This is a genomic window from Cytobacillus horneckiae, assembly GCF_002835735.1.
Classification (GTDB): domain Bacteria; phylum Bacillota; class Bacilli; order Bacillales; family Cytobacillaceae; genus Cytobacillus; species Cytobacillus horneckiae.
This window is the reverse complement of the sequence record NZ_PISD01000055.1, coordinates 1-26,555: the sequence shown is the minus strand read 5'-3', so window position 1 is coordinate 26,555 and position 26,555 is coordinate 1. Positions and strand designations below refer to the sequence as shown.

Here is a 26,555-nt window from a genome sequence, read left to right as displayed (position 1 = left end):
CCCTTTCTCTGTCTAAATTAAATTATATTATGCATTTGTTTATTGGCGGGCTACTTCTTTCCTTGTGAAACGAGTTCTTGCATAACCGCATATAATCTATTTGCTGAATCTGGCACTCCAATTTTTTTAGCAGCTGCTCGCATTTCCCTTATCTTCTCGTCATCCAAAAGAATTCTATCGATTGAATCAACGAGCTTGCTGCCTGTTAAATCCTGTTCCAATAACAGCTCTGCTGCACCATGATCACTAAGCGCTCTTGCATTTTTTTCCTGATGATTATTTGTCACATAAGGGCTTGGAATTAAAATGCTCGGAATACCGAGTGAAGTTAATTCCGCCAATGTTGTAGCACCTGCTCGTGTTACTGCCAAATCGGTGCCTGCAAGAACTTCAGGCATATTATGAATAAAAGGCTTAATTTTTATATTAGATGGGTTTCCGGCAAGCTCAGCTTCCTTTTTGACGTTTTCATAATGAACTTCTCCAGTGACATACAAAATTTCATAAGGCTTTACAGCAAGCTGCGCAAGTGTTTTTAATACTGCCTCATTAATTGGTCTCGCTCCTCGGCTGCCACCAAAAATGAGTACGGACTGTTTTGCCGGATCAAGACCAACAGACAGCTTTCCATTTACTGCATTCTGGCCTAACACTTCTGTCGCTCTCGGATTGCCTGTCATGATAACTTTTTCTTTAGGAAAAAAGCTAGCTGCCTCATCAAAACATACCGCGACTTTGTCCACATATCTGCTCAAAAATTTGTTCGTTAACCCTGGTACACTATTTTGTTCATGCACGATTGTTGGAATGCCCAGTTTAGCTGCCGCATACACTACCGGTCCACAAACATATCCGCCTGTACCAATAACAATATCAGCATTAAAGTCTTTTAATATTTTCTTGCTGTCTTTTACACCTTTTATAAAACGAATAACCGTTTTAACGTTGTCAAACGAAAGCTTCCGCTTGAAACCAGTAATATGAATTGATTGAAATGGAATATTCTCTCTTGGCACGATCGAACTTTCAAGTCCACTTTGAGTCCCTATGTATAAAAACTCTGCATTTTTGTCATTTTTTTGTATCTCTCTAATCAAGGCAAGAGCTGGATAAATATGTCCTCCAGTACCTCCGCCGCTTACTGCGATTTTCATTCTTTCACCTCAAACAAAGCTGTAGTAATCTTGATTCATTTTTTAATAGCTTAGCCTTAGCTAAGCCTATTCGGCATTTGCCTTCGTTTTAATTGTTTGTAAGAAATTCTAACTGGATTATTTATTTTATGAACTTTCGCTTTTGCAAGTCTAATGGGTTAAACTTTTCTAGCTAAAAAGCCTTAAATATTTTGCTTTACCCTATTCTACTATATTTACAACTAAAGAAAGAAATGATAACCCATAATGTCATGCAAATGTAATGAAAATGGAAAATCCACTTCTTTGTTGAAATATTGCATTAAAATCGTAATTTCAACTCATGCTTACAATTCCTATATATATATTCCCTATTTTTATGGAAAACTCCTTTTGATTTTTTTTATCAATCTAAGAAAAACTTGGCATCCGCCAAGTCCTTTCGGCGAATGCCTTAGTTTTACTTATGCGATATTTTAACTACTTAAATGAAGTTAAACTTTCTTACAAGCCAAAAAAAGAAACCCTGTCTCATAGGGTTTATTAGTAGCGCGAATATCGACTAATATTTAATAATACACCAATCGCCATAAGCATCAATGTGAGTGACGAGCCTCCGTAACTAAGAAAAGGCAATGTAATCCCTGTAACAGGCATCAGTCCGGTAACAACACCTATATTTATCATAACTTGAATTGCCACCATCGCAATAATACCTACTGCAAGGAAGCTGCCGTATAAATCAGGAGCGCCAAGCGCAATTCTGATTCCTCTCCATAAAAGTAGGGCGAAGAGCAGAATCACAAACGACCCACCGATAAAACCGAGTTCTTCTGAAAGAATCGCAAAAATAAAATCGGTCTGTGGTTCTGGCAAATAAAAGAACTTTTGCCGGCTTTGACCCAGCCCTAATCCAAACAAGCCTCCAGGCCCAATCGCATATAGGGATTGGATAATCTGGAATCCACTTCCTAGCGGATCCTGCCATGGATCTAAAAAGGAGGTAATCCGTTTAATGCGGTAAGGAGCGGATAAAACAAGACCAACAAATCCGGCAACACCTATCAATCCTAGAATCATAAAATGGCTTACTCTTGCACCTGCTACAAAAATCATTACGATACAAGTACCGACCATAACGGTTCCAGTACCTAAATCAGGCTGCAGCATAATGAATCCGAATGCAAGAAAGACGAGACCTAGTGAAGGCATTAATCCACTTTTAAAGGACGTAATAAGCTTTTGCTTCTCCGATAAAAACTTAGCTAAAAACGCAATCATCGCCAATTTCATAAATTCAGAAGGCTGAATGGAAAAGGCACCTACCCCTATCCAGCTTCGGGAACCGTTTCGTACATTCCCAATACCGGGAATTAATACTAATAGCAATAAAACAAAGCATATAATTATAATCAGTTTAGCCCATGTTCTCCATGTCCAATAATCAACATTCATAATAAAGAACATAGCGACAATACCAACAACAGCAAACAGCAGCTGCCTTTTGGCAAAGAAAAAAGAGTCATCGAATTTATACTCTGCCCAGATAGCACTTGCACTATAGACCATTGTAAGCCCTACAGCTAGAAGCAAAAGTGTGGTAACTACTAAAATAATGTCGGGAGTTGTTTTTTTTGTTGGCAAATTGAAACACCTCGGGATGCAAGTTTTAGGGCTTGAGAGAAGCTTATTTCAAAAAAATAAAAATGAAAGGTTTTGGATTCTCCGAGGCTTTCCACTCGCTTTTTAGCAGGGCGAGCGGACACCTCTCCGAATCGAAATCCAACCAGCTTTCTAATTTTTCACTTTCTCAACATTCTCTATCTAGCTAAAACATGCTGTGAACCGGTGTGCTTACAAATGATGTATGATAACTTCAGCAGATTTTGCAGACAAGCCCTTTACTTAAGCTTATGCACTGCTTCCACAAAAATGTCTCCCCGAACTTCAAAAGTTTTATATTGATCCCAGCTAGCACAAGCTGGAGATAATAGAACCACATCTCCGGGGGCTGATAATTGAAAAGCAACAGGCACGGCTTTTTCCACATTATCGACACGGATGATTGTTTTTATTCCTGCCTGACTGCCAGCCTCTTCAAGCTTAGCTGCAGTTTGACCAAAGGTTACTAACGCCTTAACGTTTGTAAATGACGGAATCAGTTCATCAAATTCGTTCCCGCGATCAAGCCCCCCTGCAAGTAAAACAACAGGCGCATCAAAAGCTGCCAAAGCATTTTGTGTTGCTAAAATATTTGTTGCTTTCGAATCATTATAAAATCTTCTTTCATGTATTTCTCCGATATATTGAAGACGATGTTTTACACCGGCAAATGAATTCAGCACTTTAAAAATCGCTTCATTTGCCACCCCTAATAATTTTGCTGCAATAACAGATGATAAGATATTTTCTAAATTATGTGCACCTGGAAGAACAACATCCTTTGTATCCATTATTTTTTCTTCATTAAAATAAATCCAGCCATCTTTTACATAACCGCCTTCTTCAAGTGTGCGTTTTGAAGAAAAAGGAATAATTTTCGCTTTAGAACTTCTGGCAATTTTCATGACTTCCTCTTGATCAGCATTTACAATAAAATAATCATCCTCAGTTTGATTGCGCGTAATATTCGCTTTTGCAGAAATATACTCGTCAACTGTTCCATGATAATCAAGATGAGCGTCATATAAGTTTGTTAATATAGCAATACGGGGTTTGAATTCGTCTATTCCCATTAGTTGAAAGGATGAAAGCTCAATCACAATCGTGTTGTCACCTGCAGCTTTTTGTGCGACAACCGATGCAACTTTTCCTATATTGCCCGCAATCAATGGCGCCTTATTGCCAGCCTCTAAAATTTCATCAATAAGAGTTGTTGTTGTTGTTTTTCCATTTGTTCCAGTAATGGCTACAAATGGAGCTTCTGAAATTTGATAGGCCAGCTCTACTTCAGTAATAATTGGGATGCCTCTCTCACCAGCTTCTTTAATCATTTGATTATGATAAGGAATTCCAGGGTTTTTTACAATAAGTTCAAACCCTTCATCAAGTAATTCGATCGGATGTCCGCCACAAATAACAGTTATACCTTGCTCTAATAAACTTTGCGCTTCTGGATTTTCCGATAATGGCTTATAATCATTTACCGTCACAAATGCGCCTAACTTATGTAATAGAGCGGCTGCACCGACACCGCTTTTAGCCAATCCAAGGACGAGTATTTTTTTATGATAATATCGATTCACCTTTTTCAATTACATCCACACCTCTATATAGATTCCAAGGATTGCACTTAGCAGCCCAACCGTCCAAAATGTTACAACTACTCTCCACTCTGACCATCCGACTAATTCGTAGTGATGGTGAAGCGGACTCATCTTAAATACTCTTTTGCCTGTCGTCTTAAAAGAAATGACTTGAATAATAACTGATAAAGTTTCAATAACAAATACTAATCCAATAAGCACTAGCAAGATTTCAAGTTTCGTTAAGATGGCAATAGCTGCAATTGCACCGCCAAGTGCGAGTGAACCGGTATCCCCCATGAAAACCTTAGCCGGATGTGCATTAAATACTAGAAAACCTAATACTGACCCTACGACAGCGACTGAAAAAATTGACACTTCGAAAAGTGATTGATTCCAAGCTAAAACCGCAAATGCACCAAATGCAATCGCTGAAGTCCCTGATACTAGACCATCCAATCCGTCAGTTAAATTGACTGCATTGGAGAAGCCAACTAGCCAGAAAATAATAAAGAGTGCATAGCCCCAACCTAAATCAATAGAGAAGTCTGTCAACGGAATATGTATTTCTGTTGAAAACCCAGTTTGTCTAAGAACTAAATAAAAGATGATAGAAATAATGATCTGGCCCAATAATTTTTGTTTCGACGTTAGCCCCAGATTTCTTTTCATTGCCACCTTAATAAAATCATCAAGAAAACCAAGAAGACCAAACCCTAATGTTACTAATAGCAATAAATAGGTCATGCTTGTTGGCTCAGAATATTTAGCAGTCATAATTAATGTCGTTAATGTGATGGACAACAAAATCATGATACCGCCCATTGTTGGTGTACCCGTTTTCTTAAGGTGTGATTGTGGTCCTTCTTCCCTTATGCTTTGACCAAATTTTAATCTGCGTAAAAACGGAATAAACAAAGGTGATAACAGTGCAGTAATCAAGAATCCTGCTGCAATTGTAAAAAAGATGACTTGCTCCATCATATTTCTTCACGCCCTTCCTGTGACAAGTAGGTGTGAAGGCGATTGGATAATTCGCTTAATCCTGCTGGTCCATTTTGAATATTGGAGCACAATAACTTTGTTGCATGTGTTGGTACTGCTTCTGTCTTTTCTAGTTTTGTTAAATATTCATTCATCATAATCTCTAAACCTTTCAATAAGTCATTTGTAAAAAATATCGGGAAGTGGTTTGGCCGATATCTAGGCACTTCTATCTCAGCAGGCCACAATGCCGCAATCGCTCCATTCTCTAATGCACGCTTCAAGTCAGGTTCATCATCCTCTATGGGAATATATAAACTCTTTTCCTGATGCAATGAACAGGAGGTAGCAATGGAGTAAAATGCCATACTCTCATCTTGGTATCCAATACGATCGGGTAAAAATGATACAATATCGCCATACGTTAAAAGCATACTACCTCTCCTCAATTGCAGCTTTAGCTATAAGCCGGTCATCAAAATCTATGATTTCATGCCCTATTTGCTGATAGGTTTCATGCCCTTTGCCGGCAATCAGGATACAATCCCCTTTTCCAGCTTGTTTTACTGCATATTCTATCGCCTCTTTACGGTCAGTAATAACTTTATATGACTGTCCCTTTACGCCAGCTTCCATGTCTTTTAGAATCTCATCAGGATCTTCTGTCCGCGGGTTATCAGATGTGAAAATGGCATCTGTGCTATATTCACATGCAATTTTAGCCATAATTGGCCGCTTGGAACGATCGCGATCTCCACCGCATCCTACAACTGTAAAAATTCGTTGTCCTGCAATCTGTTTTACAGTTTTCAAAGCATTTTCGAGGCTATCTGGTGTATGCGAATAATCTACAATCACCGAGAAGTCCTGACCAGCATCAACTGTTTCAAATCTGCCTGATACACCTTTTACTTCCTCAACAGAGTGAATAATACTTTCCATCGGAATATTGGATGCGAATGCCGCTGCAATACTTGCTAAAACATTATATACACTGAACTTTCCAATTAACTGCATTTGGATAGAATAGCTGCCTACAGGAGTAATTAAATCAAAACTTGTTCCAGCTGATGTCATTTGTATATGCGTTGCCCGGAAATCTGCATCATGATCGATCCCATAGGATAAAACGTAGGCAGATGTTGATTTTTCATAATCATATGATGCAGCATCATCAGCATTTAATATCGCATATTTAGGACGATCATAGTGAAAGGCGTTGCCTAATTGGGCAAATAATAGGCCTTTTGCTCTTCTATATTCATCCATTGTTTGATGATAATCAAGATGGTCCTGAGTGAGGTTTGTAAATACGGCTATGTCATAGTCACAGCCATGCACTCTGCCCTCATCCAAGGAATGGGAAGAAACCTCCATCACTGCAGAAGTGACGCCAGAATCCTTCATCTTTTTAAAAGTGCGCTGCAGAGTAAGGCTTTCAGGTGTCGTGTTTTTAACTTCAAACGTTTGATTGCCGATTTTAGTATACATTGTGCCAATTAACCCAGTTGTTTTACCGGCATCTGCTAAAATTTTATCAATGATATGGCTTATGGTAGTTTTTCCATTTGTTCCAGTGACGCCTATTAAATGGAGCTGCTGGCTTGGCTGCCCATAAAATGCGTCAGCTAGAAGTGCCATCGCCCGTCTTGTGTTTTTAACAACAAAAACAGGGACAGGTAAATTCAATTGTCTTTCAGCAATGACAGCAACAGCCCCTTTTTCTACTGCAGAAGAAGCAAAATCATGTCCGTCTACTGTATATCCTTTAATACAAACAAATAAGCTTCCCTCTTCTACAGTACGATTGTCATTTTCAATTGAGGTAATCTCTATGTCTTCCTCATTATATGTGAGATAAGGCTGCAACTTTTGCAGCAATGTATGTAGCTTCATAGAATTCCATTCCTCTCGTTACTAAAACTCTTTTGTATAACATTACGAAACATTTAAGTTTCATATGCCCATTTAGAGAATAGGCGTATTATATTTTACATGATTTATAAATAATTAGCTATTTGTTTCTAATTTTACACTTAAACGAATGTGATTAAAAGGTCAATCATTTAGATTTTCACAATGTAAGAAGTGAGTATACAAGCATAAAAAGATAGGCGACAGATAAATTTGCCGCCCTTAGGAATCCTCTTCTTTATCGTCAAAATATAATCTGATTGTTGAACCCTCTTTTAGTTTTGCTCCAGGCAATGGCGCTTGTTTAACCACCGTATTTCCTGTACCGCTCGCCTCAATTTGAAGATTAATCATAAATTCGCCAAGCTCTCGTTTTGTAATGCCAACTAAATCTGGAACTTCAATAAGCGGCGACTCCGGCCATGCATATTCCTTCTCGACTTGATTCTTGCGGGGCTCAACGCCCATCGCTCTTAAACTATCACCGATAATATTGCCAACGATAGGTGCAGCGACAACGCCACCAAACTGTACTGTCCCTTTCGGATTATCTACAGCAGTATAAACAACGATTTGCGGATCGTCAGCAGGCGCAAACCCAATAAATGAGACGATGTGGTTATTTTCTAAATATTTTCCTCCTTGAGCCTTTTGTGCCGTTCCTGTTTTTCCACCTACACGATAGCCCTCAACAAACGCATTCTTACCTGAGCCTTGAGCAACAACTGTTTCTAACGCGTGTCTGATCTCATCAGATGTTTCTTTAGATATGACTTGTCTTTTTGCAGATGGAGACTTCTTCATTACTACATCACCAGAAGTCGGGTCAACAAGCTCTTTTGCAATATATGGTGTATATAATGTCCCGCCATTAATCGCTGCTGAAATCGCTGCAACCTGCTGAATCGGCGTTACAGAAACGCCTTGGCCAAAAGCAGTAGTAGCCTGTTCAACCGGTCCAACTCTATCGAGATTGAAAAGAATGCCCGTCCCTTCGCCCTGCAAATCAATTCCAGTTTTTTCGCCAAAACCGAAATCCTTTATATATTTAAATAGTTTTTCCTTCCCTAATCTTTCCCCTAAATTCACAAACCCAGGGTTACAGGAATTTTGTACAACTTCAAGATAGGATTGAGAGCCATGTCCGCCTTTTTTCCAGCACCGCAGTTTAGCTCCACCTACCTCAACATAGCCAGGATCGTGAAAGTGGTCATTTTCCAAATCGACTTTGCCTTCTTCCAACGCAGCAGCCAACGTAATTATTTTAAAGGTAGACCCCGGCTCATAAGTACTCCAGATTGGTAAATTCCGATTGTATACTTCGGGTGATACATTTTTAAAATTTGCTGGATCAAAATTCGGCCTGCTTGCCATACCAAGAATCTCACCTGTGTTTGGATTCATTGCAATGGAGATGATCCCATCAGGGTTGTATTTCGCATCTGCTATATCAAGTTCTCTCTCCATAATGGTCTGAACTTTAGAATCGACTGTCAGCATTAAATCATTGCCGTCAACTGGCGCCTGATAATCATCTGCCATATCATTCATTCTTTGCCCCTTCGCATTGGCATAAAACTTAACAGAGCCTTTTTTCCCTTGCAGCTCTTTATCATAATATAGTTCCAGCCCCATCAGCCCTTGATTATCAATTCCGGCAAAACCAAGAACATGGGATAAATAATCTCCGAAAGGGTAGTGGCGCTTAGAATCTTCGCCAATATATATTCCATCAAGTTCCAGAGCTCTTATTTCTTTAGCTTTTTCATGTGAGATTTTCCTTGCTTCAGGAATCTTCACACTTGATGCTTTCTTCGTAATATATTGATATACTTTTTCTTTAGAAATATTCAAAGTCGCAGCAAGCTTTTCAGCTGTACCTGCAGGATCTTTAACTTGCCTAGGAACTACATAAACTGTCGGCGCACTCACATTTGTTGCTAATGGAACACCATTACGGTCAATAATTTGTCCTCTTTCAGGCTCAAACGGTATATCCCTGCTCCATAATTCCTTTGCTCCGTCCGTTAGAACTTCTCCTAAAAACAACTGGACATAGCCTAAGCGTATATCAATAATTAAAAAAATAAAAATACCAACAAATAGCGATGCTATTAATCTCTTCCGCACTGTCACATTCGAGACACGCATAATAGGAACGAACCTCCCTTTTTAATCTGGCTCGTTCCAATATATGCTTGTACTTAATTGAATAGAACGGACAAGGACTTGTTGCTAAAGTAGCGATAATTGGCTAATCTGTCACTTCTTTATTTTCCTTGTCTTCTTCACCTTCTGGAGTTAATTCCTCTCCATCTAGCTCACTTTCCCGATGTGCCGGCTGTAAATCGACAATTAAGTAATCGCCATCACTCAAATTAGAACCCGGACTTAAGTTTTGCTCGACGACATAACCGTTGCCGACTGTATTGAGTTTTAAATTGCTTATCTTTACAAATTTCATGACATCCCGTAATGACCAGCCAGTTAAATCAGGTACACTTAGCTTCCCATCTGTTTTTATAACGACTCGCTCACCTTCCATCATATTGAAGGTATCACCAGGTACCTGTTCAACAACTTTTTTCCCATCTCCAATAACAATTGGCTTTAAGCCCTTTTCCTCGAGCTTTTGTTTAGCTGTTTCTACAGACATCCCGCTCACATTCGGTGTTTCATTTACTTGAAGCTTCGCATAATCTGTCGGTTCAATATTTAAGTAGCTTAAGCTATTTTTCATTACTGGGTTAAAAATCTCCGCAACAGGCTGGGCACCGTTCGTACTTGCATCAATATCTGGCTGCTGTACTGCTACATATACAATCAATTCCGGATCATCAGCCGGGGCCATTCCTAAAAACGAAAATACATAGTTGCTATGCCCAGTTAAATATCCACCGCCATTTTTTGGGATTTGAGCAGTCCCTGTTTTCCCTGCTACTTCATAGCCTTCAATATTGTAACGGTTGAATCCAGTTCCATTTTCCGATGATACAACGGTTTCAAGGATATCTCTTACTTCCTTCGCAGTGTCCTTTGAAATCGGCTCGCCTGTTATTTCCGTTTCTGTTTTTTGAACAATTTCTTCATTGTCTGGGTTAACAATTTCCTTGATGACGTGAGGCTTTTTCATTTTGCCATCATGGGCGACCGCAGTCGCTGCTTGAATTTGTTGGATCGGCGTGATTGCAGTCCCTTGCCCAAATCCTGTTGTCGCTTTCTCCAACGGCCAATCGTACACAATTTTTCCGTTTGTTTCATTAGGTAAATCAATGCCTGTGAGACGATCAAAGCCAAATTCAGTCAAATATTCACGAAAAGTTTCATATCCGAGTTGCTCCTTCACCATTTTCGCAATCGCCACATTGGATGAACGCTGAATCCCTTCTAAGTATGAGATTGTTCCCCAGCCCTTACCGCCATTATGGTCCCTAACTACTGGTGATTTTTCGGTTACCTTGTATGTCCCCGATTCAAATTGTGCATTTGGTTGAAATACCCCTTCCTCAATTGCTGCCGCCAAAGTGAAAATTTTCATCGTTGAACCTGGTTCAAATGAATCCTCGATTGCAAGGTTTCTCCATGTTTGGTCAATGCCTTCTTTTGTTTTTGGATGAAAGGTCGGTCGCTGTGACATCCCAAGAATATCACCTGTTTTAGGGTCAGCCACAATCGCAATCATTTGCTCAGGATTATATTCTTCATCCACTTTGCTCATTGCGTCCTCTAGAAATATTTGAATCTTTTTATCGATCGTTAAATAAACATCGTTGCCGTTTTGAGCCGGTTTTATCACTTCTTCACCATTTGGAAGTAAATATCCCCATAGATCGCTTTCAAACGCAAAGCTCCCATTTGTTCCTGTTAGCAGTTCATTTAAAGATTTTTCCAGCCCCATCATTCCTTGAGTAACGACTTTGCCGTCTTTATTTTTAGCTTTATCAACATAGCCAATTAAATGTGAAGCAAATACACCGTTAGGGTAAAAACGATTCGTATCCTGTTGAAAGATGATCCCTGGAAGCTTTAAATCTTCTATTTCTTTTTTCGTTTGAATAGAAAGATTGCGGCCTGCATTGCCAAATTCAACTTGAAATGGGTCTCCGCCAACTGTCAGACGCTTATATATTTCCGATTCTTCCATATCAATAAAAGCCGCAAGCTCCTTAGCTGTTTTCTCAGGATCGACGACATGGCGCGGGTGCTCCTCATCGGTTGTCATCTTATCAGATAATACCGCCACCAAAGTATAGGAGCTGGCATCTTCAGCGATCACTTCGCCATTGCGATCATATATCGTCCCTCTTTTTGCTTCAATGACATTTTGCCCCTCGTATAATTGTTTCGCTTTTGCTGCGAGCGCTTGCCCTCCCGCTTCACCGGTAACTTGTATGGAAATGAAACGAAATAACAAGACAAAAAAGAGCAGGCCGAATATGATAAATAATATCGCTGCTCCAACATTTATATTAGGTTGTTTCTTATTCATTAATCGTTCACAACCTTGGTGTTATCATTTGGAACCAATCCTTGTTTTTCTGCAATACCGCGAACGCGATCATATTGGCCTAATTCTTCTACTTGTGTCGTCAGGTCTGCATTCACCTGCTCTTGATTTTGAATGGCAGATTGTGTTTTCTGTATATCTCTATTTACTTCATAAATCGCTGACTGATTCGAAACAATTTGAGTACATCCAAGGAAGAGAGCTCCAGCAAATAAAAAACCTAAAATCTTTTCACCAGGTGAAAAAAATGACTTTTTCTCGTTGACTTTCTTCGGTTTATGGACTGGTTGTTGCCTTACCTGCTGATCTTCTTGTAGTTTGCGTGCTACATTCTCCATATTTCCCCTCCTGCTTCTATTTCTTTATTTTTATTTGTTAAAGTTTCTCCGCAATTCTAAGCTTAGCTGACCTAGCGCGATTATTTTGCTCTAACTCTTCTTCTGAAGGCAGTATCGGTTTACGGTTCACTAGCTTCATTTCCGGCTTATACTCCTCTGGAATGATTGGCAAACCAGGCGGTAAATCAGGCGTCTCACTCGCTTGTTTAAATGCGGCTTTACATATTCGGTCCTCAAGCGAATGAAAAGTAATGACACTGATTCTGCCTCCTGGATTTAAAATATCCATCGCCTTTTGCAGCGATTTCTCAAATACGCCCAATTCATCATTCACTGCAATACGAATCGCTTGGAACACCCTTTTTGCTGGATGGCCTCCCTTTCTTCTAGCTGGCGCAGGGATAGCCTCTTTAATAATTTCAACTAATTCTCCCGTTGTTTTAATCGGAGCTGCTTCCCTTGTAGCTTCTATTTTGCGGGCAATTTGTTTAGAAAACTTCTCTTCACCATACTTAAAAAATATTTTTACCAGTTCAGCATATGGCCAATGATTGACTACATCATAAGCTGAAATTTGAGCATCTTTATCCATTCTCATATCAAGTGGAGCATCGTGGTGATAACTAAATCCTCGCTCTGGTGTATCAAGCTGAGGTGATGATACACCAAGGTCATATAAGACACCATCAACCTTTTCAACTCCTAGTTCCATCAGCTCTTCCTGCAAGTATAAAAAATTACTTTTAATAAAAGTAACTTTTTCTCCATATGCTGCAAGCCGTTCCTTCGCATGGGCAATTGCTGTATCATCCTGATCAAAAGCATATAGCTTTCCTTTATCTGAAAGCTGCGACAGAATATACTCACTATGCCCTGCCCCTCCTAAAGTACAGTCCGCATAAATGCCATCATCTTTAATATTTAGTCCATCTACTGTTTCTTTAAGTAAAACTGTTGTATGATTAAACATTGTTGTCCATCCTTTCCAACCAAAAATCCAAGCATATGTGCCCTGTGATATGTATAGTCAACTCATCATGGCCCATATGTAAGCACCTTAGGAAGTCATTCTTTATGAAAATTATTAAATATCAAACCCAATCATATTTTCTGCAATTTCAGCAAAAGATTCCTCTGACTCTGCAAAATATTCTTCCCAAAGATTCCTGCTCCAAATCTCAATTCGGTTGGACACGCCTAAAACGACACATTCTTTTTCTAATTTTGCATATTGCAGCAGTGGGGAAGTGATATTCACTCTTCCTTGCTTGTCTATTTCACATTCAGTGGCACCCGAGAAGAAAAATCGGGTAAATGAGCGGGCGTCTTTTTTCGTCAATGGCAGAGCTTTAAGTTTTTCCTCTAGTTCCTTCCATTCACTCATTGGGTAACCAAATAAACATTGATCCAAGCCCCGAGTCAAAACAAACGTTTCTCCCAAGCTTTCGCGAAACTTAGCAGGAACGATTAATCGGCCTTTTGTGTCAACATTATGATGGTATTCACCCATAAACATACCCAACCCACCCACTTTCTAACACAAATGTACCACATTCCCCCACTTTCCTCCACTATTTTAAAAAATTCTGCTACCGGCAATAAATTCCTGCTAAAAATTTTAATTCATTTAAGTTTTCGTTCGCCCATAATTTACAAATTCTTATTAAAATTTTCTGGAATCTGTCTGAACGGAAAGGGAAATATATTATTTTGTCTTTAAGTGGCACTGAAACCTCGAAAAAAGAAGGTCGAACGATTCATTTTTTAAAGCACTGTATAAAAATGAGGATTTCTCACAAAATATTGAGGTGAAAATTGATTATAAAGGAGAATAATGATGACATTTGATAACAAACCAAACCCAGATGATCGTACAGATAATGTAGGCAAGCTAAAATCAATGATTAAGAATACAGAAGAAAATATCGAAAAGGCTGAGAATTCTTTAGAGTTTGCATCAGAAACGGAGCAAAGCCAAATTAAAGCAAAAAATGAGCGTAGAAAACAAAGCATCGAATCATTTCAATCTGAGATTAAAGATGAAAGCCAAAGCCACGAATAAATTCATTTATTCGTTTGATTATTTTACCAGAGCCTTTCATGCAATTATTAACGGCTGTGAAAGGTGTTTTATATTTGAGTTAACAAAAAAAATACACTTTCAAAGTGTATTAGTGACAATCGATTAGTTTCTGCGAATAATTAGTGTTTGTTCCTCTGAAGCGAGTTTCAATCTACTTCTTCAGGGGAATAAATCGTGGTTGTTCCACTCTAGCTTCCTTCTGACTCTCTATTCTGCATAAATCGTGCTTATTCCGCTCTATCTTGCCTCTGGCTATCTATTTTGCAGAATAAATCGTGTTTATTCCGCCAGTAGCTTGTTTCTACCGCTCTCAGCCGCCGAATAACTAGCTTTTATTCCCCTCAAACAAGCTTCATGTGTTCCGAGGCTTACCGCTCGCTTCCTGAGCGGGGCAAGCGTCGAGCACGTCTATAATGTCCCGACTGTCTCGTTACTCCCGCAGGTTTCGAGCGGACACCTTCCAAAATTATAAAACATCTCCTGCTAATTCTACTGCTTTTTGGCTTTGTGCAAATTGATTTGTTTTCCATGTAGTCTCTATATAAATATCTGCCAAACTTTCATATTTGCCTTTATATTTTTGCGCCCATTCAAGAGCAACGATGCTCTCATATAAATAAGCCATCTTCTGCATCAGCGGTTTAGCTTCTACTTGCTGTGTTATTGACTCAGCGTTTGAAAACTGCTGTAATTGCTCTGCTATCCTTTCCAGTTCTTTTTCTACAGCGAAAACATTATCGGTTTTCTCTAATATTGATAAACGGTCCACCATTTCATTGATAAATATTTGTTGAGCTGAAAACTTATTAACTAAACGAATTAATTCTTGACCCAAAATATTCGCTGTTCCTTCCCAAACAGTCAAAACTTGGGCATCTCTTAATAATCTCGGTGTAACAAAATCCTCAATATAACCATTGCCACCATGCATTTCTATCGCTTCATGGGCAAAATGGATCGCCATTTCAGCTGTTTCCTTTTTCAATAGTGCAATATAGAGTCGATGAAGTACCACCTCGGTTTCACTTGCTTCTCCTGCCACTACTTTGTCATATAAATGAATTAAATCAAATACAGTAGCTACCTCTACTTCAAGCTTAGCTTTTAACTGTGCCAAAGTTTTTCTAATCATTGGCAATTGCAGCAGGCTTTCCCCAAATGCATGTCTTGCTTCAGCATATTGCCTTGCTTCTTCATAAGCACGTTTCATAATGCCGATTGAGGCTACTGCATTGCATATTCTCGATAAATTCAATGCTTCCATCATATAGTAAAACCCTCTAGATTCATCTCCTACTCCATAAGCGACACTGCCTTGAAATTCCACTTCTCCTGACGGTACCGCTCTTACGCCTAATTTATCCTTTAACCGGCGAACGCGAAGGTGATTAGGTCTACCATCTTCTTTGTTCCACGGAACAGCAAATAAGGTTAGGCCCCTTGTACCTTCAGGCGCTCCCTCTTTTCGGGCTAAAACCATTGCGACACCGCATTTACCGGCATTAGAGGCAAAGTATTTTTCACCGTAAAGGCGATAATGGTTTCCATTCTTTACTGCTTTCACAGCATTGGCTCCGACATCTGAACCGCCTTGCCGTTCTGTAAGGAAGGTTGCGCCTTCATATAGCTCAATATCGCCAGTTGCACAAACATGAGGTAAAAAGCGCTCCTTTACGTCGTTATCTCCATAATGCTCCAATAAATAGGCGGTTGCCATTGACAACGTAACCGGGCAATAAAAACCTGGTTCTGTCTGAGACACTAGATATCCTAAAGAATAGCTATAAAGGTAATTGCCTTTTTCCTTCAGTTCAGGAATCTCCTTATGCACATATCCAACCATACCAGTTCCGTAAGATTCTTTAACAGTTTGTTCGTATCCACTGTTCACCCAAACCTCATAGATCTCTTCACCATATTTGTCATATTGTTTTAAAACAGGCTGTCCTTCTCGATCCGTATACTTTGCCCGCTCGTCAATTTCCCCTGCACATTTTTCACCATACGTTGTTAGCCTTTCAACAGCATATTCATAAAATTCCTGTGGCAGTTTCTCTTTTAAAATTTTTAGTAATGTATCATCATTAGTAAAAAAATTAGTTGAATATTCACTCTTTTTAAGCGAATTCTTTAATACTTTCATACTTGCGACACTCCCTCTTTTAATGCTCTCTTTAATATTTTTCCTGAGGCGTTTCTTGGAAGCATCTCAACCTGCTCGAAAACACGCGGAATTTTATATTTTGCTAAATGCTTCATTAAAAAGCTTTTCAAATCTTCAATTTCTACCTTATCATCTGCTGAGAAAAAGGCAGTCGGTGTTTCACCCCATTCTAAATGCCGCACACCTACCACTGCGGCCTCTTGAATTGATTCAAATTTAACCATTAAATCTTCAATTTCTTTCGGATAAATATTTACTCCACCTGAAATAATCACATCTTTTTTGCGGTCAACGATCCATATATAGCCAGTTTCATCTCGTATTGCAAGGTCACCGGTTTTCAACCACTCACCAATAAAAGCTTCCTTTGTTAACTCTTCATTTTTATAATAGGAAACCATATTCCCTTCACCTCGTAAAACAATTTCCCCCACTTCCCCTTGTGAAACATCATTCCCAGTTTCATCTACAATTCGCAACTCCGTGTGAAGCGGTGCTCGATAGCCAATACTTCCTGTTTTTTCGCCATGTTCTTCCGGCAGCATAATTGCTCCACTAGGACCAGCTTCTGTCAGGCCATATACACTTGTCAGACGATCGGTGGAAAATTGCTTAGATATATAGTTTACTTGTTCCTTTGATAGTGGTGCTCCACCGTACACCCACCATTTCATTGACGATAAATCATAATTTTTCAGTTCAGGGTGGGATGCGGTTAACAAATAGGCCACAGGGGCACCAAAAAAATGGGTGGCCAGATTAGAAGAAACCGCTTTCAAAAGAAGCTCTGGAGTAAATGTTGGCGTAATCACCACAGATGCTCCGACAACCATCGCTGACATTAAAAACAAATGAAGCGGCGCTGAATGTGTAAGCGGCATCATAATTAACAATTTACTATTTGGTTTTACTTCCAGCTCCACTGCTATCATTTGAGCAACTGTCATAATATTGCGGTAGCTAAATAGCACCCCTTTAGGGTCTCCGGTTGTACCTGATGTATATAAAATCGTACTATGATTATCTTCAGTAAGAGTACAAACAATCTCTTCTGGAGAAGATAATTCAAAGTAGCTTTCAAAGCTAAGCCAGCCCTCTGCCTTTTTACCGGTTTTAATTTTAAGGGCAACCTTGAAAATTTTCTCGACGGCAGAGAACACCATTTCATGTGCAATCAGCCCTTTGGCCTCTGAATGATTAATAATATATTGAACTTCATCGTGTGTAAATTTTGCATTTACAGGCACAACAATTGCACCAATTCTCTGGATTGCAAAATAGCTAATAATAAATTCAGGTGTATTAGGCATGAACAGACAAACTCTATCCCCTTTTGTGATGCCGGACATCACTAATCCATGAGCTAGCTGATTTACCTTTTCATCCAGCTCTATATAGGTTAGGCTGCCTTCAGGACTAATAATTGCTTCAGACTTTGGATACTTTCTTGCATTACGCGCCACTAATTGTGAACTATTCATCATAATTCCTCTCTTCTGCAATTTTTTCAAGCTTCACTGCAAAACTCTCTCTTAATGAGACTAGCTCTTCTCTCATTTCATTTAGCTCTTGAATGGTTGCATCAATTTGTTTTATGCGCCTGTCTCCATAACTGATGGTTCTTTCTAATTGAGCAACACCTGTTCGGTCCCTATCAAATAGCAATACCATCTCTTTTATTTCATCTAATGAAAAGCCGAAACGCTTCCCGCGAAAGATTAGTTTCAATTTCGCGCATTCTTTCTTTGCGTATATGCGGCGGTTTCCCTCTGTCCGCGTTGAATGAATTAACCCAAGCTCCTCGTAATAGCGTATCGTTCTCGTCGATACATCAAATTCGACTGCTACCTCACTAATCGTTTTCAGCTTTTAGCACCTCCTTATTTGTAAGTATACAATTGACGTTAACGTCAACTTCAATAGTTTTTCATTCATTTTCTTAAAATTCTACTTATTCATTTTAGATTACTATCTTTTATAAAAAAAGGTAATATCCCAAAAGAGGATATTACCTTCGATTCATTTATATTTTTATTACTTTGTGGGTTCCATCAAAGCTCCAACTATGTTCAAGAAGTTGCGAATAAAATTCCATCCCATATAGGTTTAAATAGTACAGACCGTTCCATACACGTTCCTGCGGAGAGCCGTTCGGTTTAAGTGAGCTCTCAATGCGTGTAAATTTAGAAATAATGGTCTCATGCTTTTGCTGTGCTGTTTGATCAAATTTTTCACTCATGAATTGTATATGATTAAATAAAATAGCTTTATTTTTTTCAAGCAGTGGAAGGAGCCCTTTGTCCTCCTTAACAGTATTGGCTTCAAGCAGTTGATATTCCGCTTCAAGCTTTTCTCTCATACGATTAAAAATTTCATCTCTTTCACTATTTCTAATGGAATTTAAAAACATTTGTTTCTTTTCTTCTGTTCCGTGAATCAGTGTGCTCGTTAAATCTAAACCTAGCTCACTCATATCAGAGTCGACCGCGCGTTCAACAATCGTGAAATTCAACCTTGGAACAAGAGGAGGCATTTTCATGCTAAAGCGGTTAAACACTTCTTTCAGTTCGGCCCAATAGGCGATTTCACCAGGACCTGCGATAAATGCAAGTGTTGGAAACAGCCATTCTTGCGTTAACGGTCTAGTAACCACATTGTTGCTCAGCTTCTCCGGCTCGTTTTCTGCAATCGTTAGCAGTTCAGCGACTTTAAATGAAAGATGGCCATCTTTATCAGTGAACGTCTTTGTTTCCTCATGATAATCAAGCAGCATTCGCTCTTTATGCACCTCATCATAATAAAAGAGATTAGCAGCATGCTCTCCGATTTCAATCATTTTGGAAAAGCCATTGTCACTTAAATTCTCCTGCGCTTCTAATACCGATTTCGTAATTTCTACAGAAGCATTGATTTGCTTTTTAAGTATTTCCTTTTCAAGCTTACGAAAATTTTTATCACCGGAATCTACCAGCAGCAGTCCATCATCTTTAAACAACCTCATCATAATATAGCCGAAGAAATCTACATAAGTGTTCGAACGATTAATTGCTTCATGAATAAATTCTAACAATTCGTTAGTAAATTTTGTTTCTCCAAATGCTTCAACGATGCTTTCAGCCCATTTCAAGCATATTTCATGATTAATTTCGATATTAGACACCATTTTTTTCTCATAGACCTTCTCAGGATAGACCATTTTTTCCATGCGATTGTTTTTTCTTACATAGACGTGATTGACTTCTTGATAATCATGATCCTCGCCTGCAATCCAAAATATAGGAACAACCGGTATATTCAGCTCTTTTTCCTTTTGCTTTGCAAGTGAAATAATTGATATTACTTTATGTATCGAATATAGAGGACCCGTCATAATTCCTGCCTGCTGACCGCCGATGACTACTACACTATCATCACGTTTAAGCTTTTCCAAGGACTCCTCCACTTCAGTTGAAGTCGGAAACTTCGCCATAAATTGCTTTATATAAGCAGTCAAGTCTTCTCTCATATAGGAGCGGTGACGTAACTCCATGAGGCGGGACTGAAAATCTGCAGCATGATTATAGCGGTAATGAAAAAAACGCTGAATATCTTCTGTTTGCGCAATGTACTCTGTTGCAAACCGGTTCGTGGCCGGTAATGAGAGATTCAAAATCTCCATCTATGAACTTCCTTTCTAAACACATTTTCCAGTATCCATATGAGTATAGCATTGTCAGAATAGAAAAGAAAAAAACTTTGCTTATTAGCTAAAAAAATCATAATGAATCTACAGCGATGACAATGAAACTAAATAACTAACCCGATGAAAAATGCCGATAACAATCAGCACAATATAGGCAGTGAAGAATAAAAGGAAGTTTGCCCGCCAATACCCTTTAAACACACGCAAAAAATCAATCTCTTGCTTCACTTTCCAATACATCGTAACATAAACGACTGCTGAAATAAGCAACAATACTAAGATAATCCATAAAAAGGACTTGTTCCAGATGGATAAAATTAAGTAATGAACGGAGATAATCAAGAGGAAAGTGCTCACATCCAATGCAACCCTTACTGATCGTTTATGCTGTTTTGTCACTTGCTTTGTAATAATAAAAACAAGCAAATACCCCAGAATAGGCAAGGTAATGAACGTTGCCACTATGGATGCAAAAAACGTTCCCACTATTTAGCCCCCTTTAATTCTAACCCTTTAATTAATTGATAAAATCCTTCTGTTATTGGAATTTCCAGCCGATTTTCATTTGCAACTGTTAATACATAGCCTAAAATAGCATCTACTTCAGTAGGACGCCCCTCCTCAATATCCTTTAGCATAGATGAGCGGTTTTCAGAAGTTTTTTCACAAATGGATTCCACATATGCAAGTGCACTGCCGTCATTTTCTAATTGCAATACAAGCGTTAACTCCTTGACCATTTGCTTTACCACTTGAAAATAAAAATTATTATGGATTAGCTCACCATTTGTAACCTTTAAAACAGCTGTTATCGGATTAATAACTGCATTTGCCAATAGCTTCTGCGATAGCATGGAATAATAGTCACTGACATAATCGAAGGGAAAATCTTCGGTTGAAGAAGCTATAATTCTCTGGATTAATGATTGTTGTTTCCCTTTAAAATCAGCAATTTTCGTGATTCCTGCACCTGTATGTATCACTTTATTTCCATTCACTTTTAATGCACCATGCTCGACTACTCCGAGCAAAATTGTAATTTCATTTATATCATCTAACAGCTTCAAATGCCCCATGCCGTTTTGGAGAAATAAAAAGGAAGTTTTTATATTTTTCTTAAAGAGGTGTTTAAGCGTTGATAAATGGTATTGTTTAACAGCTATAATTGTTAATTCCTCACTTCCTGACCATTGATCAATCGTATAAGCGTTAATCGGGTTACAGCTGCTTACACCGTCTTTTTGAAGCACCAACCCTTCCGATGCTAGCATTTCTGCCTGATCTTGAGTTCGTACATAGACAGACACATCATTGTTATTATTTAGATAATGCGCAAAAAGCAGGCCAATAGACCCTCCGCCAATAATCCCTATCTTCATATAACCAGCTTCTTTTCAAATGTATTTAGTATTATTTTAACAGAATTTTTATGTGGATGAATAATGAATGCAGTTTTATTTTTATTTTGAATTAATTCAACACTGCGTTCGGATTTTCCTTCTATTTTATGTCAACTGCTTTTTAGGAAAACAACAATAGAGGATATCTTTTGATATCCTCTACTGGATTGAAGGTGCCTGTTCTAAACTGGATTCACAGGATGTTTTCTCGCTGGAGCTGAAATTTTCTTTGTTTCATATAGCTTGAACCTGCTAATAAGTGCGTTCCTTAATTCATCAGGTGCGATAATATCATCAATGATTAATTCTGATGCTAACTTATAAATATCAATTGTCTCTTTGTATTCTTGCTGTTTTTCCTGTACAAATGCAAGCCTTTCTTTCACATCTTCAATCGCATTTATTTTATTTGAATAAACCGCATTGACCGCTGCTTCTGGGCCCATTACTGCTATTTGCGCTGTAGGTAAGGCAATACAGCAATCAGGTTCAAATGCCGGACCAGCCATAGCATAGAGACCTGCACCATATGCTTTGCGAACAATAACTGAAATTTTTGGCACCGTAGCAGAACTCATTGCTGCAATTAGCTTCGCCCCATGACGAATGATTCCTGCACGTTCCACCTTTGTCCCAATCATGAAGCCAGGTACGTCTGCCAAAAATAGTAATGGAATATGAAAAGCATCACAAAGTGAAATGAATTTTGCTGCTTTATCTGCGGAATCTACAAATAAAACACCGCCCTTGATTTTTGGCTGGTTGGCAATAATACCTACCGGACGCCCATCAATTCGTGCCAAGCCTGTGATGATTTCTGCTGCAAAAAGCTTTTTAATCTCAAAGAAGCTGTCTTCATCAATAATCGCATCAATGCATTCATACATATCAAAAGGCGCATTTTGATTTTTCGGGATAATCACTTCAAGCTCTTTCCCTGCTTTCGGCTTAACAGCATCAATAACCTTCGGCTTTTCATCAAAATTAGCTGGAAAATAGCCAAGGTATGCTTTTGCTGCTTCAATCGCTTCTTCTTCACTGTATGCAAGCAAGTCTCCACAACCGCTTATCGTGCAATGCATACGGGCTCCGCCCATTTCTTCTAAGGTTACTTTTTCACCAATTACCTTCTCTGCCATCCTTGGAGACCCTAAATACATGGAAGCATTTTGATCAACCATAATAACAATATCGCAAAAGGCAGGGATATAGGCACCGCCGGCTGCGGATGGTCCAAATAATAAGCATATTTGCGGAATAACACCTGATAATTTTACTTGATTATGAAAGATTCGGCCTGCTCCCCTTCGATTCGGGAACATATCTAACTGATCAGTGATTCGAGCCCCTGCAGAATCCACAAGATAAAGAAGCGGAACTTTTAAATTTTCAGCTGTTTCTTGAATGCGTATGATTTTTTCGACGGTTCTTGCTCCCCATGAGCCCGCCTTAACTGTTGAATCATTTGCCATCACACAAACTGTCTGCCCGCCTATTTTTCCAATGGCAGTTATCACTCCATCTGCCGGCAAATCGCTTTCGGCACAGTTCGCAAATTTTCCATCTTCCTCATAGTAACCATCATCCAGTAAGAGCTCAAGCCGCTTTCTGGCAAATAGCTTATTTTGTTCCGCCAGTTTTTCATGATACTTCGGCGCACCGCCTGCCTCAATTTCATTTCGTTTATCACGCAAACTTTCAGTTAAAGTCTTAACAGATGTCATTATAACCCTCCTATTATTCAAGAACTAGTAAGATATCGCCTTCGTTTACAAAATCGCCAATGTTTACTTTAAGCTCTGCCACTTTGCCGCTCTCATTACTTTCAATCGGTATTTCCATTTTCATTGATTCAAGCATGAACACTTCCTGTCCAGCTGTCACTTCTTCACCAGCTGCAACCATTACATTTAATACAGTCCCTGCCATTGATGCACTAATTTCTTTCATTATCTATTTCCTCCTTTTAGTTAACTGCGAAAGTTTTATTTGTAAGAAAATTCGTCGTATATCTTCCCTTTAAAAAATCTTCTTCTTTAAGAACTTCAATAAATAATGGCGCATTCGTCCGAATGCCTTCAATTTTGAGGTTGGCAAAAAACAGCTTAGCTCGTCCAATTGCTTCATCTCTTGAAGCCCCGTAAATAATACATTTAGCAATCATTGGATCATAATAAGGCGTGACAACCGAGTTGGAAACATAACCGTAATCCACCCGTACACCTTCTCCTTTATCCCAATCCAGAACTTCTATTTTCCCTGGAGAAGGTAAAAAGGTTTTTGGGTTCTCCGCATATAATCTAAATTCAATCGCATGCCCGGAAGATTGAATGCTCTCCTGTCCTAATGGAAGCTTCTCTCCATTTGCAACAAGGATTTGCCATTTTACTAAATCAATGCCGGTAATTTCTTCGGTAACTGGATGTTCCACCTGTAAACGCGTATTCATTTCTAGAAAATAAAAGTTTTCATGCTCATCCACAATAAACTCAATTGTGCCAGCATTCTTATATTGAACTGCTTCTGCCGCTGCAAGGGCAGTTTGAAACATTAAGTTTTTCGTAGTATCGGAAAGGAATGGTGATGGAGATTCTTCAATCACTTTTTGGTGACGCCTTTGAATAGAACAATCCCGTTCAAACAGTGTCACTCTATTTCCGTGGTGATCACCAAAAATTTGCACCTCAATATGACGAGCATCACTTATGAACTTTTCAACAAAAACCTCATCTGAACCAAAATATGCTTTTGCCCTTGCTCTTGTTGGTTCATACGCTTTAATGAGCGCTTGCTCATTTTCACAGCGCACCATGCCGATGCCGCCACCGCCGCTGCTTGCCTTTAGCATCACCGGGTATTCCATTGTTTCTGCTAACCTGCACGCTTCTTCCAGCGTCTTTATGCCTTCATTGCTGCCAGGGACAACAGGAACGCCTGCAGTAGCCATCGTTTTTCTAGATAAAATCTTGTCACCCATTAGCTTAATTGTCTCGGGATCAGGGCCAATATATTTAATCCCTTCATCTTCAACCGTTTGTGCAAACTCTGCATTTTCAGATAGAAAACCGTAACCTGGATGAATGGCATCCACCTTTTCTTTCCTTGCAACATTTAATATGGCTTCAATATTTAAATACGATTGACTTACCGGTGCTGCACCAATGTTGTATGAAGCTGTAGCTTCTGTTACAAATGGCATGTCTTTATCGGCTTCTGAATAGACTGCAACTGTTTCTATGCCCATCTTTTGACATGTTTTAATAATTCTTAAAGCAATCTCTCCTCTATTTGCTATAAGTATTTTTTGCACATTTTGGTCTCCTTTCGAAGTTAGATAGGTAGGCAAAGCATTATACAAATAAAGCAAACGTATGCTGTTTTATTCGTAATATTGTTTATTTCTACAATGTTCTGCTTTTTTCCTCTTTTTATTTGAAAACGCTTACTAAATTTATAGTGTTGACAAATGAAGTGAACTTTTCAAATAGAATTGCTGCAAAGTAAAGAAATTTTCGTAATATTGTTATATAATAGGATTATAGTAAGCGTATTCAAGTGTATATTGACTGAATGCGTCAAAAAAATTATTAACAAACATCTTAGGGGGATTATTTAAATGAGTTATAAGATAGAAAGATTAAAAGTAAATTACAAAACCCTAGAAGATTTTAAAAAGTTTAAAGAATACGGCGTTCAAGAGCTCTCAATGATTGAAGACCTTGAAGCAAACATCATTGAAAACGGGAGCGAATCTCCATTTTACGGTATTTATTTTGGAGACAACCTAGTTGCTCGGATGAATCTATATCAAGTTGATGCGAAGTTTAATCGTTATTTTGAGCCACCTCAAGATTACTTAGAATTATGGAAAGTGGAAGTTCTTCCAGATTTCCAATCAAAAGGATATGGAACTGCATTAGTGCAATTCGCCAAGGAATTTGGACTACCGATTAAAACAAATCCGCGCATTAAATCAAAAGACTTTTGGACGAAAATGGGCTTTTCATCCATTCAATATGATATGGACCGTGATCTAGGAGAAAACCCAGTCGTTTGGTTTCCAAACGGGGTTACAGAGCAAGGTAGTGACAAAAAGGCTTAAAGATAATAAAAGTAATTCATTCAACAAGGCAATGCATTCAGTCGGCTGTTTCGGCTATTGTATTGCCTTTTTCAATGCAAAAATATGAAAGAAACTAGCTTCTCTACCATTGTCCACACACTTGATCATTCACTACCCTTTGGAGCAATACTTTTGGTACTAAAAAGAGGCTGTTCAAATAGTCTAATATTCGACTATGAACATCCTCTATCAGTTATTTAGCTAACCTAGACAAGCTAGTGTTAGCTTCAAGGCTTATTTGCACAAACACTCAATTTAAACCTTGACATTTCTCTGGCGATCATCTCCCTTAAGTACCACCATCTTTCTTGCTCTCTCCATTATTTCTACCAGCGCTTTATAATCCTGTTCGATAGACTGAATTTCATTAATGAGCTTCTCATTTTCCGCAGCCAAGTAGTAGGTCTGCTTTTCCAACTGCTGAATGCGCTCCTCATAAATCGTCAGATCCTTTTGGCTTCCGCCTGCATGCTCCGCTTTTTCGTATAAGGCTTTTATATTTCTAAGTATTTCGTCAAGCTCTGGTAAATTCACTTCAGACGGCCCCGCCTTTTCCTCAGCCCTTTTCATTGCCTGAGCATGGTCATTTATAAACTCATTCATTTCACTTTTAACCGTTTTTGTCTGTTTCTTTAATTCTTTTCGCTGTTTTTTTGCTAACTCTATCCCAGTTTTATATTGTTTTCTTACATATGAATTCCATCTAAAACCGCAAGCTGCCGCTGTTCTAGACAGCTGTCTTCCAACCTCCTCAAACGCAAGCAGCTGTGTGCCGCCTTCGCGAATATGGCGGAGTACTACTTCAGCAAGCAATAAATCTTCATCTTGGGACCATGCATCCTGACGTGTTGCAGACATTCTCAAACCCCTCCTACTGTTTTTATTTCATCTTATGCTTCTACTAGAAAAGATAGACTGATATATGCATGAGAATATAATTCTTTTAGAAGTATTTTTGAGGCTTTTAAGAAAAACCGGGCAT

Annotated in this window: 23 protein-coding genes; 2 read left to right on the top strand and 21 right to left on the bottom strand. The window is 38.8% G+C overall.

The window, feature by feature from the left end:
* Positions 1 to 50 precede the first annotated feature (50 nt).
* From murG to mraZ, 11 genes are all read right to left on the bottom strand, one after another.
* A complete protein-coding gene (gene murG, locus CWS20_RS21940; protein ID WP_066196950.1) occupies positions 51 to 1,154 on the bottom strand; it encodes an undecaprenyldiphospho-muramoylpentapeptide beta-N-acetylglucosaminyltransferase in 1,104 nt (367 codons plus the stop codon).
* Positions 1,155 to 1,676: 522 nt separating this feature from the next.
* Positions 1,677 to 2,777, bottom strand: a complete 1,101-nt coding sequence (gene spoVE / locus CWS20_RS21935; RefSeq protein WP_066196949.1) for a stage V sporulation protein E — start codon at positions 2,775 to 2,777, stop codon at positions 1,677 to 1,679.
* Between the two features lie 257 nt (positions 2,778 to 3,034).
* Positions 3,035 to 4,387, bottom strand: a complete 1,353-nt coding sequence (murD, locus tag CWS20_RS21930) for a UDP-N-acetylmuramoyl-L-alanine--D-glutamate ligase (RefSeq protein WP_066196947.1) — start codon at positions 4,385 to 4,387, stop codon at positions 3,035 to 3,037.
* Entirely contained in the window at positions 4,388 to 5,362 is a 975-nt protein-coding gene (gene mraY, locus CWS20_RS21925) for a phospho-N-acetylmuramoyl-pentapeptide-transferase (RefSeq protein ID WP_066196945.1), read from the bottom strand. It abuts the gene before it with no gap.
* Positions 5,359 to 5,796: a hypothetical protein gene (locus CWS20_RS21920; protein ID WP_066196943.1), complete on the bottom strand. Its 438-nt coding sequence runs from the start codon at positions 5,794 to 5,796 to the stop codon at positions 5,359 to 5,361. Before CWS20_RS21920 ends, mraY begins: the two co-directional genes overlap by 4 nt.
* Position 5,797: 1 nt before the next feature.
* Complete coding sequence (locus CWS20_RS21915; protein WP_066196941.1) at positions 5,798 to 7,258, bottom strand: UDP-N-acetylmuramoyl-L-alanyl-D-glutamate--2,6-diaminopimelate ligase; 1,461 nt, start codon at positions 7,256 to 7,258, stop codon at positions 5,798 to 5,800.
* 240 nt (positions 7,259 to 7,498) lie between these two features.
* Entirely contained in the window at positions 7,499 to 9,427 is a 1,929-nt protein-coding gene (locus CWS20_RS21910; RefSeq protein ID WP_066196939.1) for a stage V sporulation protein D, read from the bottom strand.
* A 103-nt stretch (positions 9,428 to 9,530) separates the two neighbouring features.
* Complete coding sequence (locus CWS20_RS21905; RefSeq protein ID WP_066196937.1) at positions 9,531 to 11,765, bottom strand: penicillin-binding protein; 2,235 nt, start codon at positions 11,763 to 11,765, stop codon at positions 9,531 to 9,533.
* Positions 11,765 to 12,121, bottom strand: coding sequence for a cell division protein FtsL (ftsL, locus tag CWS20_RS21900; RefSeq protein ID WP_066196935.1), 357 nt, complete (start codon positions 12,119 to 12,121; stop codon positions 11,765 to 11,767). Before ftsL ends, CWS20_RS21905 begins: the two co-directional genes overlap by 1 nt.
* Before the next feature lie 37 nt (positions 12,122 to 12,158).
* A complete protein-coding gene (rsmH, locus tag CWS20_RS21895; RefSeq protein WP_101226386.1) occupies positions 12,159 to 13,091 on the bottom strand; it encodes a 16S rRNA (cytosine(1402)-N(4))-methyltransferase RsmH in 933 nt (310 codons plus the stop codon).
* A 114-nt stretch (positions 13,092 to 13,205) separates the two neighbouring features.
* Positions 13,206 to 13,637 (bottom strand): division/cell wall cluster transcriptional repressor MraZ, encoded by a 432-nt coding sequence (gene mraZ / locus CWS20_RS21890; protein WP_066196931.1) that lies wholly within the window; start codon positions 13,635 to 13,637, stop codon positions 13,206 to 13,208.
* 318 nt (positions 13,638 to 13,955) lie between these two features.
* Here mraZ and tlp point away from each other — a divergent pair, with 318 nt between their 5' ends.
* Complete coding sequence (gene tlp / locus CWS20_RS21885) at positions 13,956 to 14,183, top strand: small acid-soluble spore protein Tlp (protein WP_066196927.1); 228 nt, start codon at positions 13,956 to 13,958, stop codon at positions 14,181 to 14,183.
* A 487-nt stretch (positions 14,184 to 14,670) separates the two neighbouring features.
* Here the strand turns inward: tlp and CWS20_RS21880 are convergent, their stop codons facing one another.
* The 9 genes from CWS20_RS21880 to CWS20_RS21840 all read right to left on the bottom strand — a co-directional run bounded on the left by CWS20_RS21880 (position 14,671) and on the right by CWS20_RS21840 (position 24,760).
* A complete protein-coding gene (locus CWS20_RS21880) occupies positions 14,671 to 16,347 on the bottom strand; it encodes an acyl-CoA dehydrogenase family protein (RefSeq protein ID WP_066196925.1) in 1,677 nt (558 codons plus the stop codon).
* Positions 16,344 to 17,849: a class I adenylate-forming enzyme family protein gene (locus CWS20_RS21875; protein ID WP_066196923.1), complete on the bottom strand. Its 1,506-nt coding sequence runs from the start codon at positions 17,847 to 17,849 to the stop codon at positions 16,344 to 16,346. Before CWS20_RS21875 ends, CWS20_RS21880 begins: the two co-directional genes overlap by 4 nt.
* Complete coding sequence (locus tag CWS20_RS21870; RefSeq protein ID WP_066196921.1) at positions 17,842 to 18,234, bottom strand: MerR family transcriptional regulator; 393 nt, start codon at positions 18,232 to 18,234, stop codon at positions 17,842 to 17,844. The genes CWS20_RS21875 and CWS20_RS21870 overlap by 8 nt, the downstream gene beginning before the upstream one ends.
* A 157-nt stretch (positions 18,235 to 18,391) precedes the next feature.
* Positions 18,392 to 20,026, bottom strand: coding sequence for a bacillithiol biosynthesis cysteine-adding enzyme BshC (gene bshC / locus CWS20_RS21865; RefSeq protein WP_066196919.1), 1,635 nt, complete (start codon positions 20,024 to 20,026; stop codon positions 18,392 to 18,394).
* A 108-nt stretch (positions 20,027 to 20,134) separates the two neighbouring features.
* Positions 20,135 to 20,536 carry a DUF3397 domain-containing protein gene (locus CWS20_RS21860; RefSeq protein WP_066196917.1) on the bottom strand — a complete coding sequence of 134 codons (402 nt, stop codon included), beginning with the start codon at positions 20,534 to 20,536 and terminating at the stop codon, positions 20,135 to 20,137.
* Positions 20,536 to 21,429: a 2-dehydropantoate 2-reductase gene (locus CWS20_RS21855; RefSeq protein WP_066196916.1), complete on the bottom strand. Its 894-nt coding sequence runs from the start codon at positions 21,427 to 21,429 to the stop codon at positions 20,536 to 20,538. Before CWS20_RS21855 ends, CWS20_RS21860 begins: the two co-directional genes overlap by 1 nt.
* A 203-nt stretch (positions 21,430 to 21,632) precedes the next feature.
* Positions 21,633 to 23,174: an acyl-CoA carboxylase subunit beta gene (locus CWS20_RS21850; RefSeq protein ID WP_066196915.1), complete on the bottom strand. Its 1,542-nt coding sequence runs from the start codon at positions 23,172 to 23,174 to the stop codon at positions 21,633 to 21,635.
* 13 nt (positions 23,175 to 23,187) lie between these two features.
* Complete coding sequence (locus CWS20_RS21845; RefSeq protein ID WP_066196911.1) at positions 23,188 to 23,400, bottom strand: acetyl-CoA carboxylase biotin carboxyl carrier protein subunit; 213 nt, start codon at positions 23,398 to 23,400, stop codon at positions 23,188 to 23,190.
* 16 nt (positions 23,401 to 23,416) lie between these two features.
* Entirely contained in the window at positions 23,417 to 24,760 is a 1,344-nt protein-coding gene (locus CWS20_RS21840; protein WP_066196909.1) for an acetyl-CoA carboxylase biotin carboxylase subunit, read from the bottom strand.
* Between the two features lie 306 nt (positions 24,761 to 25,066).
* Between CWS20_RS21840 and CWS20_RS21835 the strand changes: the two genes are divergently transcribed.
* The gene (locus CWS20_RS21835) at positions 25,067 to 25,552 is read left to right on the top strand and encodes an N-acetyltransferase (RefSeq protein ID WP_066196907.1); all 486 of its coding nucleotides are present in this window, start codon (positions 25,067 to 25,069) and stop codon (positions 25,550 to 25,552) included.
* 276 nt (positions 25,553 to 25,828) lie between these two features.
* On the opposite strand, the gene CWS20_RS21830 is transcribed toward CWS20_RS21835, so the two are convergent.
* Positions 25,829 to 26,431, bottom strand: a complete 603-nt coding sequence (locus CWS20_RS21830; protein ID WP_066196905.1) for an RsfA family transcriptional regulator — start codon at positions 26,429 to 26,431, stop codon at positions 25,829 to 25,831.
* Positions 26,432 to 26,555 lie beyond the last annotated feature (124 nt).